The organism is Streptomyces sp. NBC_01006, from assembly GCF_045162725.1.
GTDB lineage: Bacteria > Actinomycetota > Actinomycetes > Streptomycetales > Streptomycetaceae > Streptomyces.
In genome coordinates this window covers 206,267-228,976 of the sequence record NZ_CP108700.1, presented here as the reverse complement: position 1 = coordinate 228,976, position 22,710 = coordinate 206,267, and the positions used below count along the sequence as shown (strand labels likewise).

The following is a 22,710-nucleotide window of genomic DNA, read 5'->3' as shown; positions in this document are numbered from 1 at the left end:
CGGTCCGCTTCTTGACGTGCCCGGCTCGGTGCGGCGGCGGGAGCTATTCGATGGTGATGTCCTCGTACGTGATCGTCACCGTCTCCGTGGCGGTGCCGGAGTTGGCGGCGCCGAGCTGCGGTCCCTCCCAGCGGGACGCCCAGGCGTTGGTGAGATTGATGCGCCGAACGGTTTCCTTCTGCGCGTTCTTCAAGGAAATGGTGATGTTCTGCCGGGCACTGTCGAGGTCGGCGTTGACCAGCGTCTCCTTGATCCAGTCGGTGAACGCGGTGCTCTTGTCCATGCCCCGGGTGACCGTGATCTCTCCGGTGCGCCGGGAACCGGGCTGTTTGCGCACGATCAGCTCGCCGGTCGAGGACACCTGCCGGGTCTCGACGACGTCCTGCTCCAGGGTCAGCCCCGAGACGTCCTGGACCGTCTCGACCTGGAACTTGCCCAGCTCGATGACGAACGTATTGCTGCTGAAAGTGTCACCGGTCAACACAGGTGGTGCCTCCTGGTTTCGTCGTCAGGTGGTTCGGATTGCACTACTGTCCGGATTCTCCGGCGATTTGGGTGATGGTGAAGTGGACGAATTCGGCGGGTCGTACGGGTGCGATGCCGATGTCGCAGATGACTTTGCCGGCGTCGATGGTTTGGGTGGTGTTGTTGGTGTTGTCGCAGATGACGTAGAAGGCTTCGTCGGGTGTGCGGCCGAGGAGGGCGCCTTGGCGCCATTGGTCGGTGAGGAAGCTGGTGGTGGAGTGGCGGAGGGTGGCCCAGAGGCGGTCGTCGTTGGGTTCGAAGACGGCCCAGGTGGAGGATTGGCGGATGGAGTCGGCGAGGTGGCTGACGAGTCGTCGTACGTTGAGGTATTGCCAGTCGCGGCTGGTGGAGCGGGTGCGGGCGCCCCAGACGAGGAGTCCGCGGCCGGGGAAGACGCGGAGGCAGTTGACGCCTTTGCTGTTGAGTTCGCCGTGTTGTTCGTCGGTGAGGAGGGTGGGGATGCCGAGTGTGCCGCGGAGGTTCTGGTTGGCGGGTGCTTTGAAGACGCCGCGTTCGGTGTCGGTGCGGGCCCAGATGCCGGCGATGTGTCCGGACGGGGGGACGGTGCGGGGAGTTCCGTCCACCCCGGGGACCTGGAGCCAGGGGTAGTACAGCGCCGTGAACGCCGCATCCTCCGTATCCGGGGACGCCAGATGGGTGAGAAAAGCCGCCACCGCGCTCGCCGACTTGCCCGATGGCGGTTCGACGAGGGCGAGCCGGTTGCGCATCGTGGCACAGTGCCCCGCGACATTGCCGATCACGGTCCCGCCCAGGGCGTCGGCCGTCCCACCGGTCCACAGGTCGGGGACGGCGACCATGGTCACGTCCGGCACGCTCTTCAGGCCGGCCAGACCGGTGCGCCTGGCGGCGTCCCCCTCCACGGCTGTCTGGATGCCCTGCCCGCGGTGGAGCCGGAGTACGTAGCAGGAGGTGCCGCCGTTGGCGAAGAAACCGTAGACGGATTCCGGGAGTTGGATTTCCTTTGCGGCTTCCTGATAGCCCTTGACGACGGTGAGTTCCGCCTGGCGCTCCAGGAGGGGGGCCAGCTGTGCCCCTGCGGTGTTCCAGCGTGCGTACTCCGCGGAAGCCTTCGAGATCTTCTGCACGAGGGCCGCTGCCGCCGCCTTGTCCGCATCGCTGACGCTCTCGCCTCCCCACTCCCGTGTTCGGATGCTCACGAGTTGCAGGAAATCGGCCTCGGTCAGGTCGGGGGCCTCGCCCGTGGTGGCCTTGTCGTGCAAGGCCTCTTTCAGGGTGGTCAGTTCACCGGATTGTTCGAGGACCGCGTCGGTGACGCGGTCCAGCTCCGTCTGAACCTCCTCCGGCGTCTGCGCCGACCGGAAGTGGAACGCGTCCACGAACTCCGTCCAGCTCCTGATGAGCGTCGGCGGCGTGGACTCCAGGTCTTGCGGTGCCCTGACGGTGTAGCCGAGGAACGCGGGTGTGGACGTACCCGCACCGGTGATCGTACGAACGCCGCTCGGGAGTTCCTTGATGAAGACGCCGGGGGCCAACTGGCCTGGTGACATGTGGGCTTTGCCCTTCTCTTCGGGATGGGGGCGTAATCAAGCGAACCATTTGCCGCGTGGTGCGCGCATGCGAACGAAGAAACCGGACCCGGATGAAACAGGCCAAACTGGCGGCGCTCTAAGCGGACGTGGACAGCTCGTTGCAGGCGTCGAGCAGCGCGTTCAACAACGCCTTCCTGGTACCCAGTGCGATCTTGAGGAGCGTATTGCGGGACTTTTTGTCCATGGCCTGGAGCGCATCCCGCAACTCCGCCTTTTCGGCCCAGGCTCGTGTGATGTCATGGGGCTGCCTGGCTGCCTCGGCCTTGAGGCTGCCGGGTTCGGGGATGTCGAATACGGCCTCGGACAGCGGGTTCAGCACGTCCCGCCCGGTTCCGTGGACCCTTGCGATCCGGTCGCTCCACTCCTGGGGCCGGGCGTGGGTCTGCGCGAGGTTGTAGAGCTGCCGCAACGTGTCCTTGGTGACTGATCCACCGTTGAAGGCCTGAACCTTGCCGCCGATGCGGTCGGCGCGGGTGGAGATCGCGAGGCTGGGGTCGAAGACCCGGGTCACCGGGGCGCTGCGCACCTTCTCGAGCGAGTCGACCAGATTCTGTCCCTCTTCCTTACCGCTACCGAAGCCGATGCCGTCCTCGAGCCCGTCCATCCCCCAGTCGGTCCGCACCTTGACGAAGGTGTTCGGCTCCGGGAAATAGACGAGCTTCGGGTCGACGTCGGCCATGGCCTTGCGCACCGCGAGGTCGAGCTTGACGGCGAGCTTGACCATCCTCTGGTCGTCCGCCCCCGCCGTGTAGCCGCCGCTGAGCAGGTCCGGCGGATCGTCCGTGCCGAGATGACGCGTGGCCGCTTCGCTGAACAGCGGGCCGGCCGGAGTCATGAAGGAGAGCGTGTCGCTGTCACTGATGTGCAGGTAGACATGCGAACTGCCCGTATCGGTGAAGTGGTTCACCAGCTGTGTGACGACGGGCTGCTTCATGATGTGTTGGCGGATCTCCCCGTATGGGATGGTGTCCTGCCCGATGTCCTTGGCTTCCCTGACCTTGTGGTTGCCCCATACGAACCCGACGACGCCGACGGGGAAGTTCTTCTTGTTCCACTGCCCCCTGAAGGTGTCGATCTTCGCCTGCACCTTCTCCAAGGCTTTTTCCCGCCCCTCCCAGGAATTGACGCCGAGCACCAGACCGAACCGGTTGCTGTCCGGTCCCTCGCCCGCGAAGCCCTTCCGGTAGCGGTTGGCGATGTCGGCCAGCTCCGGCCCGTCGGCCGTGGTGGGCACGAGCGCAACGAACGCGGTCCGGTGCGGGCTCCTGGCCCTGTCGTCGAGCAAACCGATGAGCTCCGGCCGGGCGCTGGGCTTGATCTGTCCCGCACGGGGTGGGCCCGGCGCCTTGGGGGGCGGTGAGGTCCGGTTCGGCCCCGGCAGGCCGGTGCTGCTTCGAGCCGGCCGAAGCGGCGGGGGGTGTGGAGCGGAGCCGTGCCGCGCATGCTGCTGTTCGCCGACGCTGCTCCAGAAGTCACGAAAGCCCTCGTACATGGCGGCGTTGGCCTCGACCGGATTGGCCGAGCGGGAGTGGCCCTTGGCCGAGGCCGCGCCGTACACCCTCTCCAGCAGTGGGAGCAGCCCCGATTCATGAGTGCGGACCCAGTCGGGACCGTTGTTGCGGCGTTCGCCGGAGTACGGGTCGTCACCGTGGTTGGTGCCGAGGTAGGCGTTGGTGAGCTGGGCGAAGAACTCGTGGTCGTCGCGCCGGGAGTAGTTGCGCGGGTCCGATCCGTCCGGCCATACGGCGGCCGGATCCGTGAGTTTCTCCTGGTAGCGGCGCGCGATCTGCTCGCGGTCGTCGTCCGAGAGCCCGTAGTCGTGGATGGTGTGCGCGAACTCGTGAGTGGTGGTCGAATAGCCGCCCTCGTAGTGGGTCGCACCACCGATGGTCGTGTGGTCACCGAGCAGGTTCTCTTCGGTGACGGCGGCATGCCGGCCCCCGGAACCGCGGACGTCGTCCCAGCCGCGGCCGCCGCCCGCACCGGTGTGGGTGTGGGTGCCGGCGAGGTGGTGGAAGGCGCTCACCGCCGTCATGGGGACGTCCTTGGGCACCACCATCACGGTGGCGCGATTCATCATTAATCGCCCGGTCGTGTCCGGGTCCTGCAGCATCGCCTCGACCTGTGCCCGGGCCTCCTGGCGTGCCGAGGGCGCCGAGGTGACCCGGTCGTCCAGGTCGACCATCAGGTACGCGGCCGTCTTGGCGAATTCCTTGGGAGGCAGGCAAGCGCGCAGCGAGTCGACGAACTCCTTGTTCCTGGCCAGCCAGCGACGGTACTCCCCGTTCAGCGAGTCGAGTGCCTTGAGCCGGTCCGGCTCCGGCATCCCCGGCAACTCGGCGACCAGTCGCTCCGCATTGGGTGGCGGGGTGGCCGAGTACGCCTGCTGCCGGCCGAGTTCCCGCACGGTGTCCCTGACGTCACCGGCACCGTCCTGGCGGATCCGGCCGAGCTCTGCCAGGCGCTGGTTCCTCGCCCTGTCGAAGATGTCTTCGCGCCCCCGCCGGCTCAGTATCTGGGCCACCACGGCATTTCCGGCGGCACGCTGCAATGCGAGGAGTCGGTCGGGTGGGTTCAGCTGTGCTGCTCCCTGCGCCCCGGCCGGCTCCTGCGCCACGAGAGCGGCTTCCGAAGTGGTTCGCTTCGAAGGGATCTGACCTTTGCCGGACTGCCTGCGCATGGCCTCTGCTCTTCCTCTCGGATGTACTCCTGCGGACAGAGCTGCGGCGAACGAGCGCCTGACACACGATCGTTCGGCATGGTCCAGGATAAGGAGGGCATGGCGCCGAGCTGTGCCGATGGCGTGAAATATCCTCATCTCGGTGACGGGGGCCCCACCCCCTGTCCTGAATGTCCGGCCCGTTAGGCGCCAAAACTCGGAAATACGGCGGACGCCGTACGTCCGCTTCACCACGGGCCAGCGCGAAGACCGGACCCGGCCTGCGGTACCTCTCAGAGTCCGTGCAGGTCGAGAGTAGCCATCAGCTTCCGTTTGCGTTTCTGGTCGGCGCGCAGGGCGGCCAGGTAGGTGGCGAACTCGGACTCGGTGCCCAGCGTGCGGTGGCAGGCGCGGGCGCCGAGCAGCAGTTCCGCCATGTGTTCGTACGTGCGGTCACCGGTCTGCTTGCGCAGTGGCTCGATCCAGCGCAGGTAGACGGTCAGTGCGTCGGCCGGTTTCTTGTCGCGGATCCGGTCGGCCAGAGCCAGCCACTGCCGCTCGTCCGCGAATCCGTCGGCGGCGGCTTGCCAGGCGGCGTCGAGGTCGGCGTCGTCCACGAGGGCGTCGACCAGCACCGAGCCGCCGTACCAGCGGCGGTTGTCGGGCTGGTCGGCGGCCTTCAGTACCTCCAGGGCGCCCGCGCGCTCGGAGCCCTCCCAGGCGTTGGCCGCTCGGGCCGCTGTACGCAGATGCTGGTAGGCAGCCAGCGAGGGGCGGGCCTGCAGCAGGTCCCGGCGGATCGCGACCACGCCCGCCAGGCGGCCGGCCCGCGCGTACCGTTCGCAGACGAACGTGACCAGCTCGTCGTCCGGCGCCCAGTCGGATTCGACCTCCCGCAGGCCCCGCTCGGCCCACTCCAGGGCCTCGGCGGCACGGCCCGCTGCCTCCAGCTCCTTGGCGATCACCAGGTGGGTGTGGCCGTTCGGGGCGAGGTCTGCCGCGTGGACCGCGACCAGCGAGTCCACGCTGCCGCCGTCCGCTTTCAGGAGGCGCTCGATGAGGTACTTCTCCGCCCACCCCTTGGGGTTGGCCCGCCAGGCGGCCACCACCAATTCGCGCGCCCGGGCGATACCCGGCTCACCCAGCACCTCCCGGTAGTCGAAGAGGTCGATGTCGGTGGCGTCGTTCACCTCGTCCAGCAGGTGGCGCACCAGCCACTCGGCGGTCTCCACCGGGTCGGGCCGGGCGGTCCGGCAGGCCTCCAGATGCGCCTCGGCCAAGCCGGTGGCGACGTCCCCGATCAGGCCGTCCGAGTCGTCGATCTCACCGTAGGCACGGCCCAGAGCCCGGAGGGCCTCGCGGGCCACCTCCACCGCGTCGGCGGCCCGGCCGGCCGCCGTCAGGGCCCGCAGGGCTGTGACCGCCTCCGCGGCCTGCCGCCCGTAGGCGCGGGCGTCGGCGTACTCGACGTAGCCGTAGCGGGCGAAGGGGCGGGTGTCGAGGAGGGTCAGGATGCGCTCCCGGGCGATGCCGGTGTCCTCCCAGGCGGTGGCCGCGCGCAGTTCGAGGCGGCGGCGCAGGTCACGGTCGTCGGCGAGCTGTTCCCGTACCAGGGCGAGCAGCTCCCCGCGGGTGCGGGACTCCAGCCAGGTGTCCAGCAGCCGGGTGCGTGAGGCGGCGGCCGACCGCTGCTGCGGCACGGAGTCGGCCTGCCCCAGCACGGTCAGGCCCGCCGCCACGCAATGCTTGCAGAAGTTGCCCTCCTGTCCGAACGGGCAGTCGCACCAGCCGGAGAGCCGGCCGTCCTCGTCCTCGATCAGCTCGACCTCGTAGGTGTCGGTGCCGTCCACGGTTGCCGTGATCACTTCGTCCCCGATCTCCAGCCGGGACACCGCGGACAGGTAGCCGAGTCCCCGTTCGAAGGAGCGGGCCCCTGCCATCTGGCGCAGGTCTTCCTTCGTGAAACCCAGGGCATGTGTCACGCCATTCATTCAACCGGAAGGGCACGCCTGTCCGCTGGGCTCTGAGGATTACGAGCCGCGAGCTGATCGAGGTGGTTCCCAGGGCTGTCGAACATCTCAGCGCCGTCTACGCCTCGCCGCACCCGTTTGAGTGAGTTTTAGGGCGCGCATGCCCGAGGCTGCACGCCCGCGCACGAGGACAGCTACGCGGTTGCCAAGGCCTACTTCGACGACTGAACGTCCGGCGGACACCGCCAGCAGCAGCTCCGGCTCCCAGGGCTGTAATCGACCCATTCGGTCACGCCCCGTGTGCAAACGCCGCAGCGCGGTATGCACACGGTAGCCTTTGGAGGGATCCGGCGGCGTCCCGCCCCGTGCGACTCCTGCGCGACGCATCTTTCGCCGCGAGGCGATCAGTTTCCAAACGTCTCGATCTCTTGATCATCGCCTGCGGCAGTCGGCTCCGGCCTTCGGGCTCTCGTCATTGCTCAGGCCGAGGGGTTGAAAGCTGACGCCGCTGAGTCATGGTGACCACCGGCGAAACAGACCCATACGGCTCGCCTGAGTACGAGAGGCCAAGCCGGGCGACGGCTGCCAGGACACCGGCCGCGGCCGCCCACGACGGTCCGGGGGCGCGAAGTGGAGGACGGTCAGGCCGCACAGGGCGGTTCGGCGGAGCGCCGTCAGGCGTGGTCGCGCAAGTGCTCGGCCTGCGCGGTCAGCCAGGCCGGACGGACCATCTCCACGTTGCCGCCGGCGCCCTGTGCCGCCCGGTCCAGGGCATCGGCCGCCGTACGCGCAGCGGGCACCATCCAGGCTCGGGCCGCTTCGCCGAGTGCCTGCGCCGCCGCGGCCTCGGCGGCCCCGGCTCGGTGCAGGGAGGCGGCCGAGCGCTCGGCCGCCTCGACTGCCTGCCCGTACTGGCCCAGGGTCCACTGTGCCCAGGCGGTGTTGTAGAGGATGACCCCTTCGGTCCGCGGATTCTCCATGGCCGACGCCGCGCCCAGCGCCTCCTCCAGGCAGGCCAGGGCCACCTCGGGACGGCCAAGGGCGAGCAGGGCCACGCCCTTGGCGTTCAGCGCGTAGTCCGTCGCCTCCTGGACGCCGGCGGCGGCGTAGGCGCGTACGGCCCGGTCGCCCGCCTCGATGGTCTCCTCCCATCGGCTCAGGGTCAGCAGCGCCGTGAAGCGGGCGTTCCAGGAGCGGGCTTCGGTGAGCTGGTCCCTTGAGGCCGCGGCGAGTTCGCCCAGCCGGTCGGCGCCCGCGAGGGCTGCCTCCCCGTCGCCGAGGGTGCTGTGGGCGAGACTGAGACTGAGGACGGCGTGGGCTTCCGCTTCGGCATCGCCGTTCTCCCGCGCCAGTGCGCCGGCCCGGGCCAGCGGCCCCGTCGCGTCCTCGAGGCGGCCGAGCTGCCGGTGCGCGTCGCCGAGGCCGAACATGGCCTCTTGGAGCGCGCGACGGTCGGCGATGCGCTCAGCCACCTCCGCCGCCTCGGTGAAGAGTTCGAGCGCGTGCGGCAGCGGGCCGCCGCTCAACCGGGCGTGCCCGAAGCTGATGAGGTGGGCGAGTCGTGCCCGGTCGTCGTTCACTCGTTCCTCCAGTGTCAGGTGCATCGATATCGCGGAGAGCACGGAGCCGTGCCACACCATCCATTGCCCGATGGCGCCCAGGATCAGGGCTGCTTCGTCCATGTCCCCGGCCCGCACCCGGTGGTCGAACGCGCGCCGGTAGGCCTGTATGTCGTCCAGCGTGCGCCAGTCCCGGCGGGACGGGGCGATCCGCGCGTACCATTCGGCCGCTCGCCGCTCCAACGCAGGTCGCCCCAGCAGGCCTTCGGCTGGCAGGGCACCGTACGCGAGGTCGGCGTCCATCGGGTGTAGGGCATAGGTGCGGGTTCCCCGGTCCACCGACAGCATGCGCATCCGCAGCAGGCCGGACAGGGCGGCTGTGACATCGAGGGCGGGGTCGAGGCCGCCGACGATCCACTCGACCGCCTCACGCGGCGCGGGGGTGCGCAGCACTGCGAGGACGTTGAGCACGCTGCGGCTGTCGGCACCCAGGCGTTGGTGGCGGTCCTGGGCCAGGCCGGCGACCACGTCACCGCGCAGGGTGAAGTCCTCGAGAACGTCTTCCAGCGTCGGCAGCATCAGGGTGTCGTCGGCCAGGGCGCCCACCAGCAGTTCCAGTGCGCGCGGCACCCCGTGGACGCGGACAGCCGCCCGTAGCAGCTCCTCGTCCGAGAGCTGCGCCACGCCGAGGGTGCCGTCCTGGTCGAGTTCGCGCAGCAGCGAGACGGATTCGGCGGGCGGCAGGCCGTCGGTCAGCTCGACCTCGGCGGCGAACCGGCGCAGCTCTGGCGGCAAGCGCACCGGCAGCTGCGAGGTGACCAGGAGCCTCGGTGTGCCCCGGGCGCGGAAGAGGCAGTCGAAGAAGGTGTCGAGTTCCTCGTCGTCGAGCCGGCCGTCGTCCGAGAGCCGGTCCTCCAGGTTGTCGACGAGGATGACGAAGAGTCGGTCTCCCATCGCGGCGAACAGTTCATCGATCTTGTCCGGTACGGGGCGGTTGGCGGCCCAAACCGCCAGCAGGCGTGCTTCGTGCGCGGGGCCCAGGGCGCGGGCGCAGTCGAAGTAGAGGCGTTCGAGCGAGACCCCGGAGGTGCGGGTGCTCAGGTTGACCAGGCCCGCCGGAAGCGCCGCCTGGGCGTGGCCCGGCCACTCGCCGCGTTCCAGCAGCTCCATGACCTTGGCGGCGACCGCGCTCTTGCCGATCCCCCTGCGCCCGGTGACCGTGACCATCCGGATGCCTGGGTCCGCGAGGTGGCGGCCGATCAGGTCCCGGGCCTCGGCCCGGTCCTTGAACAGCTCTAGGCCGTGCGCGACCGGCAGCCCGATGACCTTCGACGAGGCCGGCGGCCCCGGGGGGTAAGGGCCATCCGGCTCGGCGTCGACGTCCGGCAGCGCCGCGTGATCGGGGATGGCCAGCAGCGCGGCCAGCTCCGCCCGGGGGCTGTCGGCGACCCGCCGCAGGGTGTGGTCGATGCGGACCGCCGTGAGCCGGCCGAGGCCTTCTCCGCGGTGATGTTCGGCGACAACCCCGACGAGGTACGGCCCGGCCCACACGGCGGCCCCGGACATTCCCGACCAGGGTGACACCGCGGGGTCGGGGTCGGCGGCCGCCGCCGGGACCGTGATCTCCAGGGTTCCGGTGCGCAGGTTGGACAGGGCGGCCACGGTCCCGTCGGCCTGGTGCAGTTCCCGGAACTGCCTGCCGTCGGCGCCGCGTCGGCGCTTCCACAGGGGGAAGCCCGCCGTGTGGACGTCGATGACGGCGTGGCGGTCGTCGCCGATACGGCCGAACAGCGCGGACGGGACCGGCGCCGCGCCCGGCGGGGCCGAGAAGGTCAGCACCGCGACGTCCGTCCCGGGATCCGACCAGGCGAGCTCCGCCGACGCGGCCCACTGGCCCGGCCGGTCGGCGTCGAAGCGCACCAGCACCTCCGCCGACTCCGCCACCACGTGGAGGGCGGTCAGTACCGCCGTGTCGCCGACCCGGTACCCCGAGCCCCGCCGCCCGCCACCGGCGGCGGCGGTGACGATGACCTCGGCGATGCGGTGGGGGTCGAGTCCGCCGCGCCCGGCGGCCGCCTCAGCGCTCACCGACCAGCTCGTCCCCGGAGATCAGGGCCATCTGCTCGGGCGCGTCCGCCCGTACGGGCTGGAGCGTGAGGGTCAGCTTCTGGGTGACGGTGGCGGAGCGCTTCGCCGAAACGCCGGCGTCGAAGACCCAGAACCGCACCTTCACGCCAGGTTCGTTGGTCCGCTCCACTCCCACGGTCAGTTCCAGTTCCACGCGCTCCGCCTTGAACTTCAGGTCGGATTCCTCGCCGGCGGACATCGCGCGGCTCAGCTCCCGGCGCAGCTGCGCAATCATGTCCGCCAATTCGACCGCATCGTTCACAGGAGCCCCCAGGCCGGTCCGCACGTCAACTACCCACGATAGTAATCAACATCATCACGCATCAGCGCCCGCCGGGTGTTCTCTACGGAGCTGTACTTGCAGGCGCAGCGTCCCGCCCCCGGCCGTCGGCACGCCGGTCACTGCGTCCCAGCACGACGAGGGCGCCGTCGTTGCTGGCCCCCCTCGACCTGGAGCTCAGGACGTCAGCCCTGGCGCAGCGCCGGAAACCGCCAGTAAGCCGCGCTCGATCGCGCCGCCCTCCCCGACGACTCGGATGTCCTGAGCGACGCGGAGCAGCGCCTCCTGCGTGAGTGGCCCACGCGCCTGGCGGCAGACGGTGGCGCTCCGCGTGCCTGATCGCGCGTCAAGCGCCCTCGTGCAGGTGACCTCACAAGGAGAGATCGTGCGATGAAGCAGCCTCGCCGCCCAACGCCCGGACCGTTGCCGCCGAAAGCGGTCAGAACCTCTATCTCGCTGCGGCGGGGTCGCAGTTCGTGCGGCTGTTGGAGATCACCGATGCCGGGGATCTGTTCACCGCGAGCCGGTAGCCCCGTTCTGAGCCACGCGGCGCCGACGTCGCCGGCCGTGGGGCCTATTCCTCGCCCATGTTCGGGGCCCACACCGCGGGCCCGCCCCCACGCCACTCGATCAGCAGCACGTCGTCCAGGCGGACGTCATCAGGGCCCAGGCCGGCGCGCCGCAGGAACTCCAGAAGCTCGCCGGGACTGGTGGCGCGGCCGAAGATCTCACCATCGACGCGGACATGACGCCCGCCTTCGGCATCCGGGGGAAAAAACGATCACACGCAGGGCAGGGGCCATGCCTCCACCCTGCCGCCGCCCGCCCCGACCCTGACGGCATCGGAGCCGCGGGCATCACCGAACGCGCCGAATACCTGCGCCTCCTCGTTCTGGGCTGCACCCCGACCCTGGCCGCGCAGATGCTCTTCGACGGCGCTGGCAAGGCCAGTCACTGGCGCCGCGACGATCCGGCGTTGGCGAGAGCCTGCGATACCGAGTGGGAACTCGTGCAGCCGCTGTGCGTTCTGCTGACCGGAGCCAGCCATGGCTGTCGCTTCGGGTTCAGCACGCCGCGCAACGCTGCGGCCTCGTCCCCTGAGACCGAACCGAACCCTCCTCGTCCACCGCGGCGGCCAGCCGATACGGCTCATCCCAACGTGGCGCCATCACCTCGTCTTGTTCAAGGGAGCCTCGGCGAAAGCTATTTGCTCGGTACTGTAGCCGGGCTGCTGGGTGGTCAAGCGGCGCTTGCCTGCGGCGCGCTGATTCCCTCGAGCGTGACCAGCCAGGGCGCGTAGCGCCCTTTGAAAGCCGGTCGACGCCAAGAGCAGCGAGCGCGTGCACGCCGCTCGCCATCGAGGCGGTGGCGGCGTTCGGCGAGGAGGATGTCCTTGTTGTCGGGGACGCCGGTGGCGGCCGAGGCGACGGCCTGGGCCGAGCTTGCTGCGGGCGAGGATGAGGATGGTCAGCGCGGTGGCGGCGCCGCCGGTGGGGAGCGCGGCGAGAACATCGGGGTGGGCGGCGAGGGCTGCGGCGAGCGCGGTTCCGGCCGCCTGCCCGGTGCCGACCGACAGGATCAGCCAGGCGTACGCCTCTGTGGTGCGGGACATGGAGGCGAGAGCGTCCACGGTGTGGAAGCCGTTGGTGATGATCAAGGTGAAGAAAAGCCCCGGGATTGCCGTGAGGGCGAAGGCTGTGCGGGGGCCGGGCTGGGCCAGCAGGGGCGCCCAGCCGAGGAGGAACAAGGCGCTGGTGGTGATGAGCTGGGATTTGGTCGTGCCGGGCCACGCCCGGCGGGCGTAGATCAGACTGCCCAGGAAGCTGCCGGTGGAGAACACGGCAGGAAGCAGTCCGCAGAGCATTGCCTGCCCGTGGGTCCTGGCCATGCTTGCGGCCCACACGTTCATCGCTCCGAACGCGAACCCCGTTCCCGCCAGCGCGGTGAACAGCAGGACCAGGCCGGCGCTCATCAGCCGTCCTCGTTCAGTCACCCCGGCGGCAGGACACCAGGCCTGCGACGGTGCGGCGGTCAGGACGACCGCCGTGCCCACAAGCCCGAGGGCGGCGGTCGCGGCCAAGGCGGTGTCGGGCCCGTGCGTGGTCGCCAGCCACGAGGCGAGCAGGGGGCCGGCGATGTAGAGGAGTCCCTGCGAGCCGGTGTCGAGGGCTTGGACGACTCGGCGCCGCTCGAAGTCAGGCAGGACTGTCGGCCAAAGCGCCCGAAGCCCTGCCTCCAACGGCGGTGTGACCAGACCCGCGAGCCCGACCATCGCGGTCACCGCCGCGGGGTGCTCGCCCGCCTGGATCAAGGGGAGCGACGCCAGGCAGCCGGCGTTGAGCAGCACGGCCGGTGCCGACACACGAATTTGACCGTAGCGGTCCATCAGCCTGCCTTTGATCGGCTGGGACAGCCCGGACGCCAGCCCGTAGAGGGCGGCGAGTATTCCGGCGAAGGCCAGCGACCCCTCGCCTTTGGTGATCCACAGAACAAGCCCCACGGGAACCATGGAGTTGGGCAGGCGCCCGATCAGGGTGCCGCCGAGCAGGCGGACGACGTGTCGGCTGCCCAGCACGGCGCCGTATGTGGCGAGCGGCGGGGCAGTGGTCGGGTGTTCGGCCAGGGTCAACAGGGCAGGGCTTTCCATCAGAGGGAGTGCGGGGCGGGGGCAGGGCCTGGACCAGGGGGCCATCGTCGCCGCGTGGACGCGGTGGTGGCCGAAGGTGCTGCGGCCAGGACATGGTGCCAACGGCCGGTGAGCGGGGCGCAGTACGGGGGCGTGTTACGGCGGCAGGACCGCGACGGCTTCCTCCAGATGCCGGCCCGTTCTGGGCGAGGTCTTGGACAGGGTGGTTGGCTTGCACAGAGAACAACCGCGGGCGGACGGCGATCTCACGGCAGGCCCGGGCGTTCAGCGTGGTTGCCCGGATGACGCATGTGTCGAGGAGCCCGGAGCCGGGAGCGTAACCCGGAGCGGACCAGCCACCGCGGAACTTGTGATCTTCCGACAAGACTGCGGGAACGGCCGTAGGTGTGGCGGGAAGGCGATGTCGGCGCGGGCCGCACGCGCGTCGTGTGGCGCACGGAAGACGACCGGTCTGCGCCGACGGGGTCAGCTCCCACGCAACGTGTCCTGGAGATGATGTGTGAGGGCTCAGGACATCCTTGACGTTCTGTTCTCGGCACATCCTTGACGCTGCCAGTTCGCTGTTCCGCCTGGGAGAAGGGGGCGGAATGGAGCCGCAGGAACTGGTGGAGCACAGGTATCGGGCCGTGCTTGAGGTGCTCGACGGGGCACCCGTGGTCGAGGTCGGGCTGAGGTACGGAGTGTCGCGGCAGTCCGTACACACCTGGCGGAAGCGGTATCGGGAACTTGGAGTCGAGGGGCTCAAGGAGCGGTCGCGACGTCCCCATCGCAGTCCGGCCAGACTGCCGGCGGACGTGGAGGCGCTGATCTGCGAACTCCGGCAGCAGCATCCGCGGTGGGGCGCCCGGCGAGTGGCTTTCGAACTGGGCCGTCGCAACGTCGAGGACCGGTACGCCGACAGCAAGGACGCCACCGCGCCGCGTCCGGTGGACGAGGACGACTGGCGCGCACACCGTCCCCATCGCGGCACGCGTGTGTTCGCACCCGCCCTCCTGGGAAGCGGTCGCTCACTCCTGGGCTGGCGGTAGGCAGGCGGTTTGCCCTGCCTGCGCGGCTGTGCGCAGTGCTGCGACGACTGCGTTGGTTGTCGGGTTCGCGTTCTCGGTGTGGCGGGTCGCGGCAAACAGGAGGCGTTTGATCGGGTGGTCCGCGATGGGAGTCGTACGGATTCCGGGTGTGGTCGGGTCGATGGCCGTGCGGGGGACGAGCGCGGTGGCGAGGCCGGCTCGTGCGAGGGTGAGCTGGGCGGCGATGTCGGCGGTGATGTAGCGGGGCGTGGGTGTGAATCCGGCCCGGTGGCAGCCTTGCAGGATGGCTTGTCCGCAGTCCGTGGTCGGCGGTGGTACGGCGAGATCGTGCGCGGCCAGTTCCTGCAGGATGACGGGCCGGCCCTCACCTTGGTCGGCTGCGGTGACGACAAGCAGTGGATCGTCGAGCAGGGGTGAGATGTGGATGCCCCGGGGTGTCGCGTCGGGCAGGTGGTGATAGCGCTGTCCCAGCACCACGTCGACGGTGCCGAGCGCGAGTTCGCGTAGTTGCGCCTGGTCGGTGATAAGGCAGGTCACGGTGAGCTGCGGGTGGCATGAATCGAGTGTGGTGAGCGCGGGGGCCACGATCCTGGTGACGGTGGACGGCAGCGCGGCGAGTGTTGCGGTGGCGCCGACCGTGCCTTTGACCCCAGCGATGGCACTTTCGGCCTCCTCCATGGCGGCGATGATCCGGTCGGCGTGCTCGAGTAGGACTCGGCCGGCCTCTGTCAGCGCGACGGTTCGCCCGTTGGGGCGCAGCAGTTCGACTCCCACATCGCTTCTCAGAGCGGACAGTTGCTGGGATACGGCACCGGCGGTCAGCGCCAGGGAGTGGGCGGCCGCGGTGATGGAGCCCCGGGCGACGACGGTCTTGAGCATGTGCAGGCGGCGGATATCGAGCATGACTCAATAGATTAGCTAAAGGATTCCATCAGAAAGGCGCCTCTTGACCTGGTGTGTTGTGGTGGGTGATCTTCAGGTCCATGGAAATCTCCCAGTGCATTGACGCTGTGGCCCGCCCCATCCACGATTTTGGTGACGAGTTCATGTCCGACGAGGCGACCGCCGAGATCGGTCTGCGTGCCGGCTTCGCCCCAGGCCGCGGTTTCTACTGCCGCGGACGCTTCGGAGTGCTCGGCGAGGCACCGGTCACGGTGGTCCAAGCGGTACAGGGCTTCCTCGGCCCCCGACTGGTGACGAGCGGCTGGCTGGCGGGACAGCCCGTGATGCCGGCGCAAGAGGCTGCCGCCTGCTACGCGCAAGCTGTCCGCGCGTGGGGGCGCACGCACATCACCGCCGACGTCGACGTGGAGCACTTCAACCACCTGGCACAGCAACTCATCGATGGCGCCGACACCGACGCACTGCCCCTGTTCGCCGGCTGGCGCGCACAACCGTGCCCCGGCGAGGACCCGGCCGGCGCGGCCATGCAGCGCATACACGTACTACGCGAACACCGGGGCGCCTGCCATCTGGCGGCGGTGCGCCTGTGCGGGCTGAGCGCCCAAGCCGCCATGGTCATCAACCTCGGGGTCGAGCAGGCAGCCCACTACGGCTGGCAGGAGCCGCAGCTCGTCGAAGCGGACCAGATCCCCCGATTGCAACGCGCCGAGCGGATCACCGACGAGATGCAGATACCCCTCTACGCTCGTCTGACCGACCGGCAGCGCACCGAGTTCGCTCGGCTCGTCGAGGCACTGACCGCCCCTGACGAGCGGGCCGGCCCCGCTATCCGTGACCCGAGCGCGCACTTGGCCGGACCGGCCGACTAGGCCGTCTCTTAGCGATCACCTCGCGGCCCAGATGTGGATGGCCGCGAGGTGAAGGGCCGCCCTGTAGACGGTTGCTGTCTTGTCGTAGCGAGTGGCCAGGCCGCGCCATTGCTTGAGCTTGTTGATGCAGCGTTCGACGGTGTTCCGCTGCTTGTAAGCGGTCTTGTCGAAGGCAGGCTGCCGGCCGCCCCGGCTGCCCAGCCGCTTGTGGTTGGTGATCTGGTCGGCGGGCTGCGGGATCAAGGCCCGGGTTTTGCGCTTGCGCAGGTGTTCACGGATCGCTCGGGACGAGTAGGCCTAATGGGAGGCGAAGGTCGGCGGGAGTTGACCTTCGTGGGCGCGAGTCGAGCGCGGCGCGACATCCTCAACCGCCACCCCGGCTCTGCCCGGGCCGGGTTCGATGGTTGCCGTGGCCTGTCAGACGGGCAGCACCGGATCCTCGTCAGGACGGAAGGCGGCCGGTCGTACCGGGCGGGGTGTCCAGCGGTCCGCCCGGGGTAGGGAAGCGTCCGTCGGCCGCCCGCCGGGCTTCGTCCCGCAGTTTCGGCGTTGGCCCTCCCTGCCCGGTCGTCCCTGGCAGCATCGACACGACCGAACAAGGGGGCCATGCCGTTCCACGCCCGCAGACTCACCGGAGCCACCTCGGCCGCCGTCACCATGATGGTGCTCGCAGGTTGCAGCGCGACACCCGCCGAGAAACTGGAGGACTGGTGGTCCTCCGGAGGCGACGAAAGGATCAAGGCACTTTCGGACACCGCAGGCCGCGTCAACGAGGTGAGCCTGTGCCCGATGGACATCTGGACCACCGCCTGCCAGGAGTTGCTGGCAGAGGTGGCGAAGGCCAAGAAGCACGGCGGTCCTCCGAGCGAGGACGCCCACGGTTTCTGGAGGGAAGCCCTGACCGCGTTCGACCACGGGGGCAACGAGTGCGTCGCGGGGGCCGCCATCAAGAATGAGGCCCGGGCCTCCCGCGGGCATCCGCGAGGTCCGGCAGGGCATCAGCCGACTGGCGTCCGCGACGTCCATGATCCGCAAGGATTTGGATGCCAAGTGACGCGGCGGGACCACCGGCGCCGGGGTGGATGACTGCGTTTGCCAGTCGCTACGGGCCGCCGGAGACTGGTGATATGAGCATGGCCCCGCCTCTGGAAACTGGGCTGGCCGGCGCCGATGCTTCTCCCGTTATTGCCACGCCCAGTGGGCTCCTGCCGTTCGTCCACGAGACCCTCGCGGAGGGGCGTGGCAACGCTGTGCCCTGCCGCATCGAACGTCGCGAACCCTCCCCGCGTCGGTGCCTGCTTGCCCGTTGTTTCTCCTTCCCAGGAGGTGTCCTATGAGCAAGACCTCCCGACTCAACTGCATCATCCCCCCGCACCTTCTCAAGAGGCTTCTGGAGAGCGAAGACACCGAAGTGCGCCAGGCCGCCTTGGACACCATGCTGACCACCGCTCGCCTGCGGGGCGAACGAGCGGTCCGGGCGTCCTTCGCCGGCCCAGCCGCAACCGCAACCGGTAACGGTCGGCGCACCGTCTTCGACTGCGACCATGGGAGCTTCCTCGCATCCGCTGTTCTGGCCAGGTCGGAGGATGGATCGGAGTCCGTGGACGAGTCCGCAAACCGGGCATTTGGCGGACTCGGCCTGACACGCGATTTCTACAAGGAGGTATTCCAGCGTGATTCGATCGACAACCACGGGATGCGCCTGGACGGGTACGTTCACTTCAGTGTGAAGTTCAACAACGCGTTCTGGGACGGACGGCAAATGGTCTTCGGCGACGGAGACGGAAAGATTTTGGGCGACCTCACCAGATCCCTGGACGTGATTGCGCACGAGTTGACGCACGGAGTCACCGAACACACTGCGGGGCTCGTGTACCACAATCAGTCCGGGGCCCTGAACGAGTCGATGTCGGATGTTTTCGGGTCGTTGGTCAAGCAGTGGTCGCTGAAACAGTCGGTTGAGGAGGCGGACTGGCTGATCGGGGCTGACGTGTGGACTCCGGGGATCGATGCCGACGCCCTGCGATCGATGAAGGCCCCGGGGCACGCATACGACAACGCACTGTTCGGAAAGGACCCTCAGCCTGACCGTATGAGCAAATTCATTCACCTGCCCGACACCGAGGAAGGGGATTCCGGCGGGGTGCATTTCAACTCGGGCATCCCGAATAAGGCGTTCTTCCTGGCGGCCGTGGGCATCGGCGGATTCGCATGGGAGGGTGCCGGGCCCATCTGGTATGAATCGCTGAAAGCGTCCAGTGCCGAGACCCAGTTCCAGGACTTCGCGGACACCACCTTCCAGAAGGCCGGGGAACTCTTCGGCATCGGCAGCGCCGAGCAGTCGGCTGTGCTGGCAGCGTGGCAAGGGGTGGAAATCCCCATCAGAGCCGTCCCGACCGGAGTCGCCCGGGCGCGGAGCCTTGCGGCAGACGGGAACGGCGGTGTGAGACGACAGGACGGCCTCGCAGCCCTGACCAGGCAGGTCGGGGAACTGAGCACCCAGATGACGAGGCTGGCCAAGGATGTGACCGCGTTGAAGCGGGCCGGTTGACACCAGAAATTGCCGCCGCCCGAACCTAGACCCATCGTAACGAGGTTGCGCGCAATGAAGGTGACTCTGGCGACACACGGCGGGCTGGCGGCGGCGGTCAATCTCCGCCTCCCGCCCAAGGTGCTGGATACGGACACCCTGCCGGAGAATGCTGCCCCGGAGATGGCCCGGCTGGTGGCGGCGGCCGTCGCCACGCCCAAGGCGGACCAGACCAGCCGGGCCAGGGATGCGATGAGCTACACGATAACGGTGGAGGACGGCGGTCGTTCGACGGTCCTCAAGCAGTCGGACGCCGCCATGACCCCCGCGTTCGCGGCCCTGCTCACTCGGCTGCAGAAATACCTGGAGCAGCAGTGACGCCTGCCGGGCCAGGTTGTCGACCACCCGCGCTCACCTCGGTGAGTGGCATGCCATTTCCAGGTCGGGCGCCGACAGCTCCTCCGCTGGTGGCAGCAAGCCCCTGTGTACCTCGTTCACCAGGGCTTGGTGGTCGCGCTCGTTGGCGGAGAGCTGCTCGACGCGTTCCGCGCGAGTGTGACGGCCTTGGAGCGCTGTGGTGCCGTCAGACCGCGATCCCGGACGCGGGTACGCCACCACCGGAAGGAGGGACCGCGCAGGTGGCGTGGCGGGAACGGTGGGTGTGAGGCCAAGGCGGGTGCGCTGAGTGGGTCCTGCGCTGCCTCGTGTAGGGCGCGCATCGATACGAATCGCGTTCAGGTGACTACTTTGCCTGCATGCCGAATGCTCAGGCGCAGGTGAAGCTGCGAGACGTGCCGGGCTGGGCGGTGGGGTTGTGCCTGTTCGGGCTTGCCGCCGGTCTCTTCATGATCCTCTGGTACGGGGCGGATCCGCCGTTCCGGGCCAGACCCTCGCAGGACGGCGAACTGCTGCTGCAGTTCGCGGCGAAGGCAGATACGGCCCGTGCCATCGTGAAGGACGGAGGCGGGTCCAAGCTCTTCCAGGACGGCCTCGTGCTGGACTGGCGCTGGTACGTTCCCGGGTACGGAGCGGCCCTCGCCGGGGCTTTCGGACTCGGGAACCTGCTCCTCTACCGGAAGTCCACGCGCCTGTGGGCCCGGCGCGCGCTCATTCTCACCCCTGTGGTGGTGGCGGCGGACTGCGTGGAGAACATCTTCCTCTGGAAGGCACTGGACCGGATCAAGGCCGCCCCGGACGGTCCCGTACTGCCCTGGCTCGGCGTCTTGCGGACGGCCGCGGAGCGTGATCTGGAGCGGAACTTGCAGTTGGCGACCTACTTCGCCCAGGTGAAGTGGGCGCTCGTCGTCCCGCTGGTGGCAGCGGCCGTGCTGATCGTCGTCACCCTCTACTGCCGTCGTGTGCAGGACCCCTCCATCTTGACGAGCGGGCGGGAGGACCATCCCCGTCCCGTCGTGGCCCACGCCAATCGGCCCGCCGGCGAGACGGAGAGCCAGCGGAGCCACCCCGACGTGATCCTTCCGCCCGCTGCCCCCCACGACTGGGAGCCCCGACCCGAGTGGACCGCCCCTGACCCGGCACAACCGCACCAGGCCCAGGCTCAGGACCCAGACGACAACGCGGTCACCCGCTGGCGCACGCGTGCCTACCAGCCGCCCGGTCGAAAGCCCGCAGAGCTCGGCTTTTGCGTTTCCGGCGGCGGTATCCGGTCGGCCTCGATCACCCTGGGCGCGCTGCAGGCGCTGCGCGGGCAACTACTCGAGGCGGACTATCTGGTGTCGGTGTCCGGTGGCGGGTACACGGCCGGTGCCCTCCAGTTGGCCCTGACCGGTGCCCGACTCAAGGACGCGGACGGGAAGCCTTCGGTGCGGCCCGGCCTTGCGGAGCCCGCCGACGCGTTCGCACCGGGCAGCCAGGAGGAGGACCACATCCGCCGCCACGCCAAGTACCTGGCTGACACGCCCAAGGAGAAGATGCACGCCGCGGGGGCGGTGCTGCGGGGCATGGCCGTTTCCTTCGGCATGTTGGCACTGCTCTTCGCAGTGGCGGGCCAGTTCCTGAACGCGTTCTACTCGCACCTTCCGCTGACCGACCTGCACCGCTTCATGCCGCAGGCGAAGGCGTTCGTGCCGACGTGTGAGGTTACGGACGTCCTGAGGTGTCCCGGGCCCCCACAGGTGTTCCTGCCGTCCCTTGAGTTGTATCCGCACGCCTGGCACCCCGTTCTCGCGCTGTTCGGCCTGGCGGGCCTGCTGTCCGTGGGAGCCGCCTTCGTCGGGGCGGGGAATATGAAGTCCCGCCCCGCCTGGCTGCGCAGCATTGTGAACACGATCGTGGCAATGGCCCTGGCGGTCGCCGTCATCTCCATCGTCCTTCCGGCGGTGATCTGGTTCTTCGCCTGGCTGGCGCTCGAACAGGGGGTGGTGCACAACGACGGCAGGGGACTGTCGGTGCTCGCCGCGCTCACGGCGGCGGCGACTGCGGTCGGAACCTGGTTCACCGTCGTCCACAAGACAGTGAAGGAGCTGAAGCCGGACGGGGAAAAGCCCGGCTTGTTCGGCAAGGGCGGTCCGTCCCTTGTCGTTCAGGTCGGTGCAGGCTGGATGAAAATCGTGGTGTGCTGGCTGGTGCTGCTCCTGGTCGCGTTCTTCTGCCTCGCCCTCATGTCCTGGGCCGCCGTCTACGCCGGTAGTTGGGACATCTGGTGGAAGGCCGGAATCCCGATCGCCCTGATCGTGCTGTCGTTCGTGATCGACCAGACCACCTTCAGCCTGCACCCCTTCTACCGACAGCGGCTGGCGGGTGCCTTCGCCGTCCGGCGCGCGGTGTTGAAGGACGGCTCGGTGGGTGCCCTGCCGTACGACTACAACCACGAGCCGACCCCGCTGGACCCCTACGCGCAGCGAGTGCAGGGCTTCCCCCAGGTCATCTTCGCCGCCTCGGCTGCCATTTCGCTGCGCAACCGCACCGCCCCCGGGCGCCCCGCCGTGCCCTTCACCTTCGCCTCCGACTACTGCGGTGGCCCCGACACGGGCTGGGTCCGCACCGACACCCTGCAGAACACGGCCCCCGCGCTGATCGGACGCGACCTGACCGTGCAGTCGGCCGTCGCCGTGTCAGGAGCGGCCTTCGCCTCTGCGATGGGCACTCAGACGATGTTCATGGAGCGGCTGCTCGCCCTTTCCAACGTGCGGCTGGGCACCTGGGTCCCCAACCCGCTCTACCTCGCGGAACTGGCGAAGTACGGGCCCTGCCGGATCATGCCGCGGCTGCCACGGGTACGGCGGCTACGGTACCAACTCCAGGAACTGGTGAGCTGGTACTCGGATACCACTCCCTTGCTGCTGTGCACGGACGGCGGGCACTTCGACAATCTCGGTCTGGTCGAAACGCTCCGGCTCCGCTGCCGGACGATCTACGTCATCGACTCCTCGGGGGACACGCCGCCGCTGGCCACCACCCTCGCGCAGGCGGTCACGCTCGCCTACGAAGACCTCGGAGTGAAGATCACCTTCAAGGACGAGGGGCAGAACCTGCTGGACCTGGTACCCGGCAGCGCTCCACCGCTCCCGCCCGAGACGCCGATGGCCGCGCTGAACGCCCGGTTCTCCGCCACCAGTGTGGTGCGCGGCACGATCGAGTACCCCGAGCCGGTCGAGTTCTCGCCCGGCACACCGGCCGACACAAAGGGGACGATCATCTTCGTGAAGGCCAGTCTGACTCCCGACATGCCGTACGAGCTGCTCAGTTACGCCCTCAGGGAGAAGGCCTTTCCCCGCCAGGCCACCTTCGACCAGTGGTTCGACCATGCCCAGTTCGACGCCTACCGGGAGCTCGGATACCACATCGGCACCAAGGCCGGGGAAGTGCGTTCTGTCAGGTGACATCGGAACGTCCTTCCTTGGCGACGTGGGACGTAGCAGTGGCCTCGATGGACTTCGGCTTCCTGACCGGCTGTCCAGCCGGCCACAGTGGCGGAGGTCGAGGTGATCGAGTATGTGGGCGAGGCCTCCTCCAAGTAGAGCGGCGCCCCGATCGCACGGCTGCCCGACGCCTCCCGGAGTGAGGGGCCGAGGCGGGCCAC

Annotated in this window: 14 protein-coding genes and 2 pseudogenes; 7 read left to right on the top strand and 9 right to left on the bottom strand. The window is 69.0% G+C overall.

All coding sequences use genetic code 11. The features are described from left to right. Nucleotides 1–43: 43 nt before the first annotated feature. The 6 genes from OG509_RS00990 to OG509_RS00965 form a co-directional block, all read right to left on the bottom strand. Nucleotides 44–484: a phage tail protein gene (locus OG509_RS00990; protein WP_387293254.1), complete on the bottom strand. Its 441-nt coding sequence runs from the start codon at nucleotides 482–484 to the stop codon at nucleotides 44–46. A 43-nt stretch (nucleotides 485–527) separates the two neighbouring features. Next, nucleotides 528–2,054, bottom strand: coding sequence for a phage tail sheath family protein (locus tag OG509_RS00985; RefSeq protein WP_406179235.1), 1,527 nt, complete (start codon nucleotides 2,052–2,054; stop codon nucleotides 528–530). Between the two features lie 118 nt (nucleotides 2,055–2,172). After that, nucleotides 2,173–5,010, bottom strand: coding sequence for a hypothetical protein (locus tag OG509_RS00980; protein WP_406179234.1), 2,838 nt, complete (start codon nucleotides 5,008–5,010; stop codon nucleotides 2,173–2,175). 38 nt (nucleotides 5,011–5,048) lie between these two features. Next, nucleotides 5,049–6,695 (bottom strand): SWIM zinc finger domain-containing protein, encoded by a 1,647-nt coding sequence (locus tag OG509_RS00975; RefSeq protein WP_406187440.1) that lies wholly within the window; start codon nucleotides 6,693–6,695, stop codon nucleotides 5,049–5,051. 704 nt (nucleotides 6,696–7,399) lie between these two features. After that, entirely contained in the window at nucleotides 7,400–10,372 is a 2,973-nt protein-coding gene (locus tag OG509_RS00970) for a trypsin-like peptidase domain-containing protein (RefSeq protein WP_406179232.1), read from the bottom strand. Then, entirely contained in the window at nucleotides 10,362–10,673 is a 312-nt protein-coding gene (locus tag OG509_RS00965; protein WP_406179230.1) for a trypco2 family protein, read from the bottom strand. The genes OG509_RS00970 and OG509_RS00965 overlap by 11 nt, the downstream gene beginning before the upstream one ends. A gap of 249 nt (nucleotides 10,674–10,922) precedes the next feature. On the opposite strand from OG509_RS00965, the pseudogene OG509_RS00960 reads away from it, so the two are divergent. Next, nucleotides 10,923–11,030, top strand: a pseudogene (locus tag OG509_RS00960) (TetR family transcriptional regulator); the annotation flags it as partial. Between the two features lie 829 nt (nucleotides 11,031–11,859). On the opposite strand, the gene OG509_RS00955 reads toward OG509_RS00960, so the two are convergent. Beyond that, a complete protein-coding gene (locus tag OG509_RS00955) occupies nucleotides 11,860–13,338 on the bottom strand; it encodes an MFS transporter (protein ID WP_406179228.1) in 1,479 nt (492 codons plus the stop codon). A 587-nt stretch (nucleotides 13,339–13,925) separates the two neighbouring features. Between OG509_RS00955 and OG509_RS00950 the strand changes: the two genes are divergently transcribed. Beyond that, nucleotides 13,926–14,366, top strand: a complete 441-nt coding sequence (locus OG509_RS00950) for a helix-turn-helix domain-containing protein (protein ID WP_406179226.1) — start codon at nucleotides 13,926–13,928, stop codon at nucleotides 14,364–14,366. Here the strand turns inward: OG509_RS00950 and OG509_RS00945 are convergent. Then, on the bottom strand, nucleotides 14,346–15,269 hold the full coding sequence (locus OG509_RS00945) for a LysR family transcriptional regulator (protein WP_406179224.1): 924 nt from the start codon (nucleotides 15,267–15,269) through the stop codon (nucleotides 14,346–14,348). The genes OG509_RS00950 and OG509_RS00945 overlap by 21 nt on opposite strands. Before the next feature lie 80 nt (nucleotides 15,270–15,349). On the opposite strand from OG509_RS00945, the gene OG509_RS00940 reads away from it, so the two are divergent. After that, nucleotides 15,350–16,138, top strand: a complete 789-nt coding sequence (locus OG509_RS00940) for an SCO6745 family protein (protein WP_406179223.1) — start codon at nucleotides 15,350–15,352, stop codon at nucleotides 16,136–16,138. Between the two features lie 15 nt (nucleotides 16,139–16,153). Here the strand turns inward: OG509_RS00940 and OG509_RS00935 are convergent. Then, a pseudogene (locus OG509_RS00935) lies at nucleotides 16,154–16,435 on the bottom strand (transposase); the annotation flags it as partial. A 309-nt stretch (nucleotides 16,436–16,744) separates the two neighbouring features. Between OG509_RS00935 and OG509_RS00930 the strand changes: the two are divergent. From OG509_RS00930 to OG509_RS00915, 4 genes are all read left to right on the top strand, one after another. Beyond that, nucleotides 16,745–17,224, top strand: a complete 480-nt coding sequence (locus OG509_RS00930) for a hypothetical protein (protein WP_406179222.1) — start codon at nucleotides 16,745–16,747, stop codon at nucleotides 17,222–17,224. A gap of 247 nt (nucleotides 17,225–17,471) precedes the next feature. Beyond that, a complete protein-coding gene (locus OG509_RS00925; RefSeq protein ID WP_406179221.1) occupies nucleotides 17,472–18,689 on the top strand; it encodes a M4 family metallopeptidase in 1,218 nt (405 codons plus the stop codon). Between the two features lie 54 nt (nucleotides 18,690–18,743). Continuing rightward, the gene (locus tag OG509_RS00920; protein ID WP_406179219.1) at nucleotides 18,744–19,046 is read left to right on the top strand and encodes a protealysin inhibitor emfourin; all 303 of its coding nucleotides are present in this window, start codon (nucleotides 18,744–18,746) and stop codon (nucleotides 19,044–19,046) included. A 377-nt stretch (nucleotides 19,047–19,423) separates the two neighbouring features. Then, complete coding sequence (locus OG509_RS00915; protein WP_406179218.1) at nucleotides 19,424–22,510, top strand: hypothetical protein; 3,087 nt, start codon at nucleotides 19,424–19,426, stop codon at nucleotides 22,508–22,510. The last annotated feature ends 200 nt before the right edge of the window (nucleotides 22,511–22,710 follow it).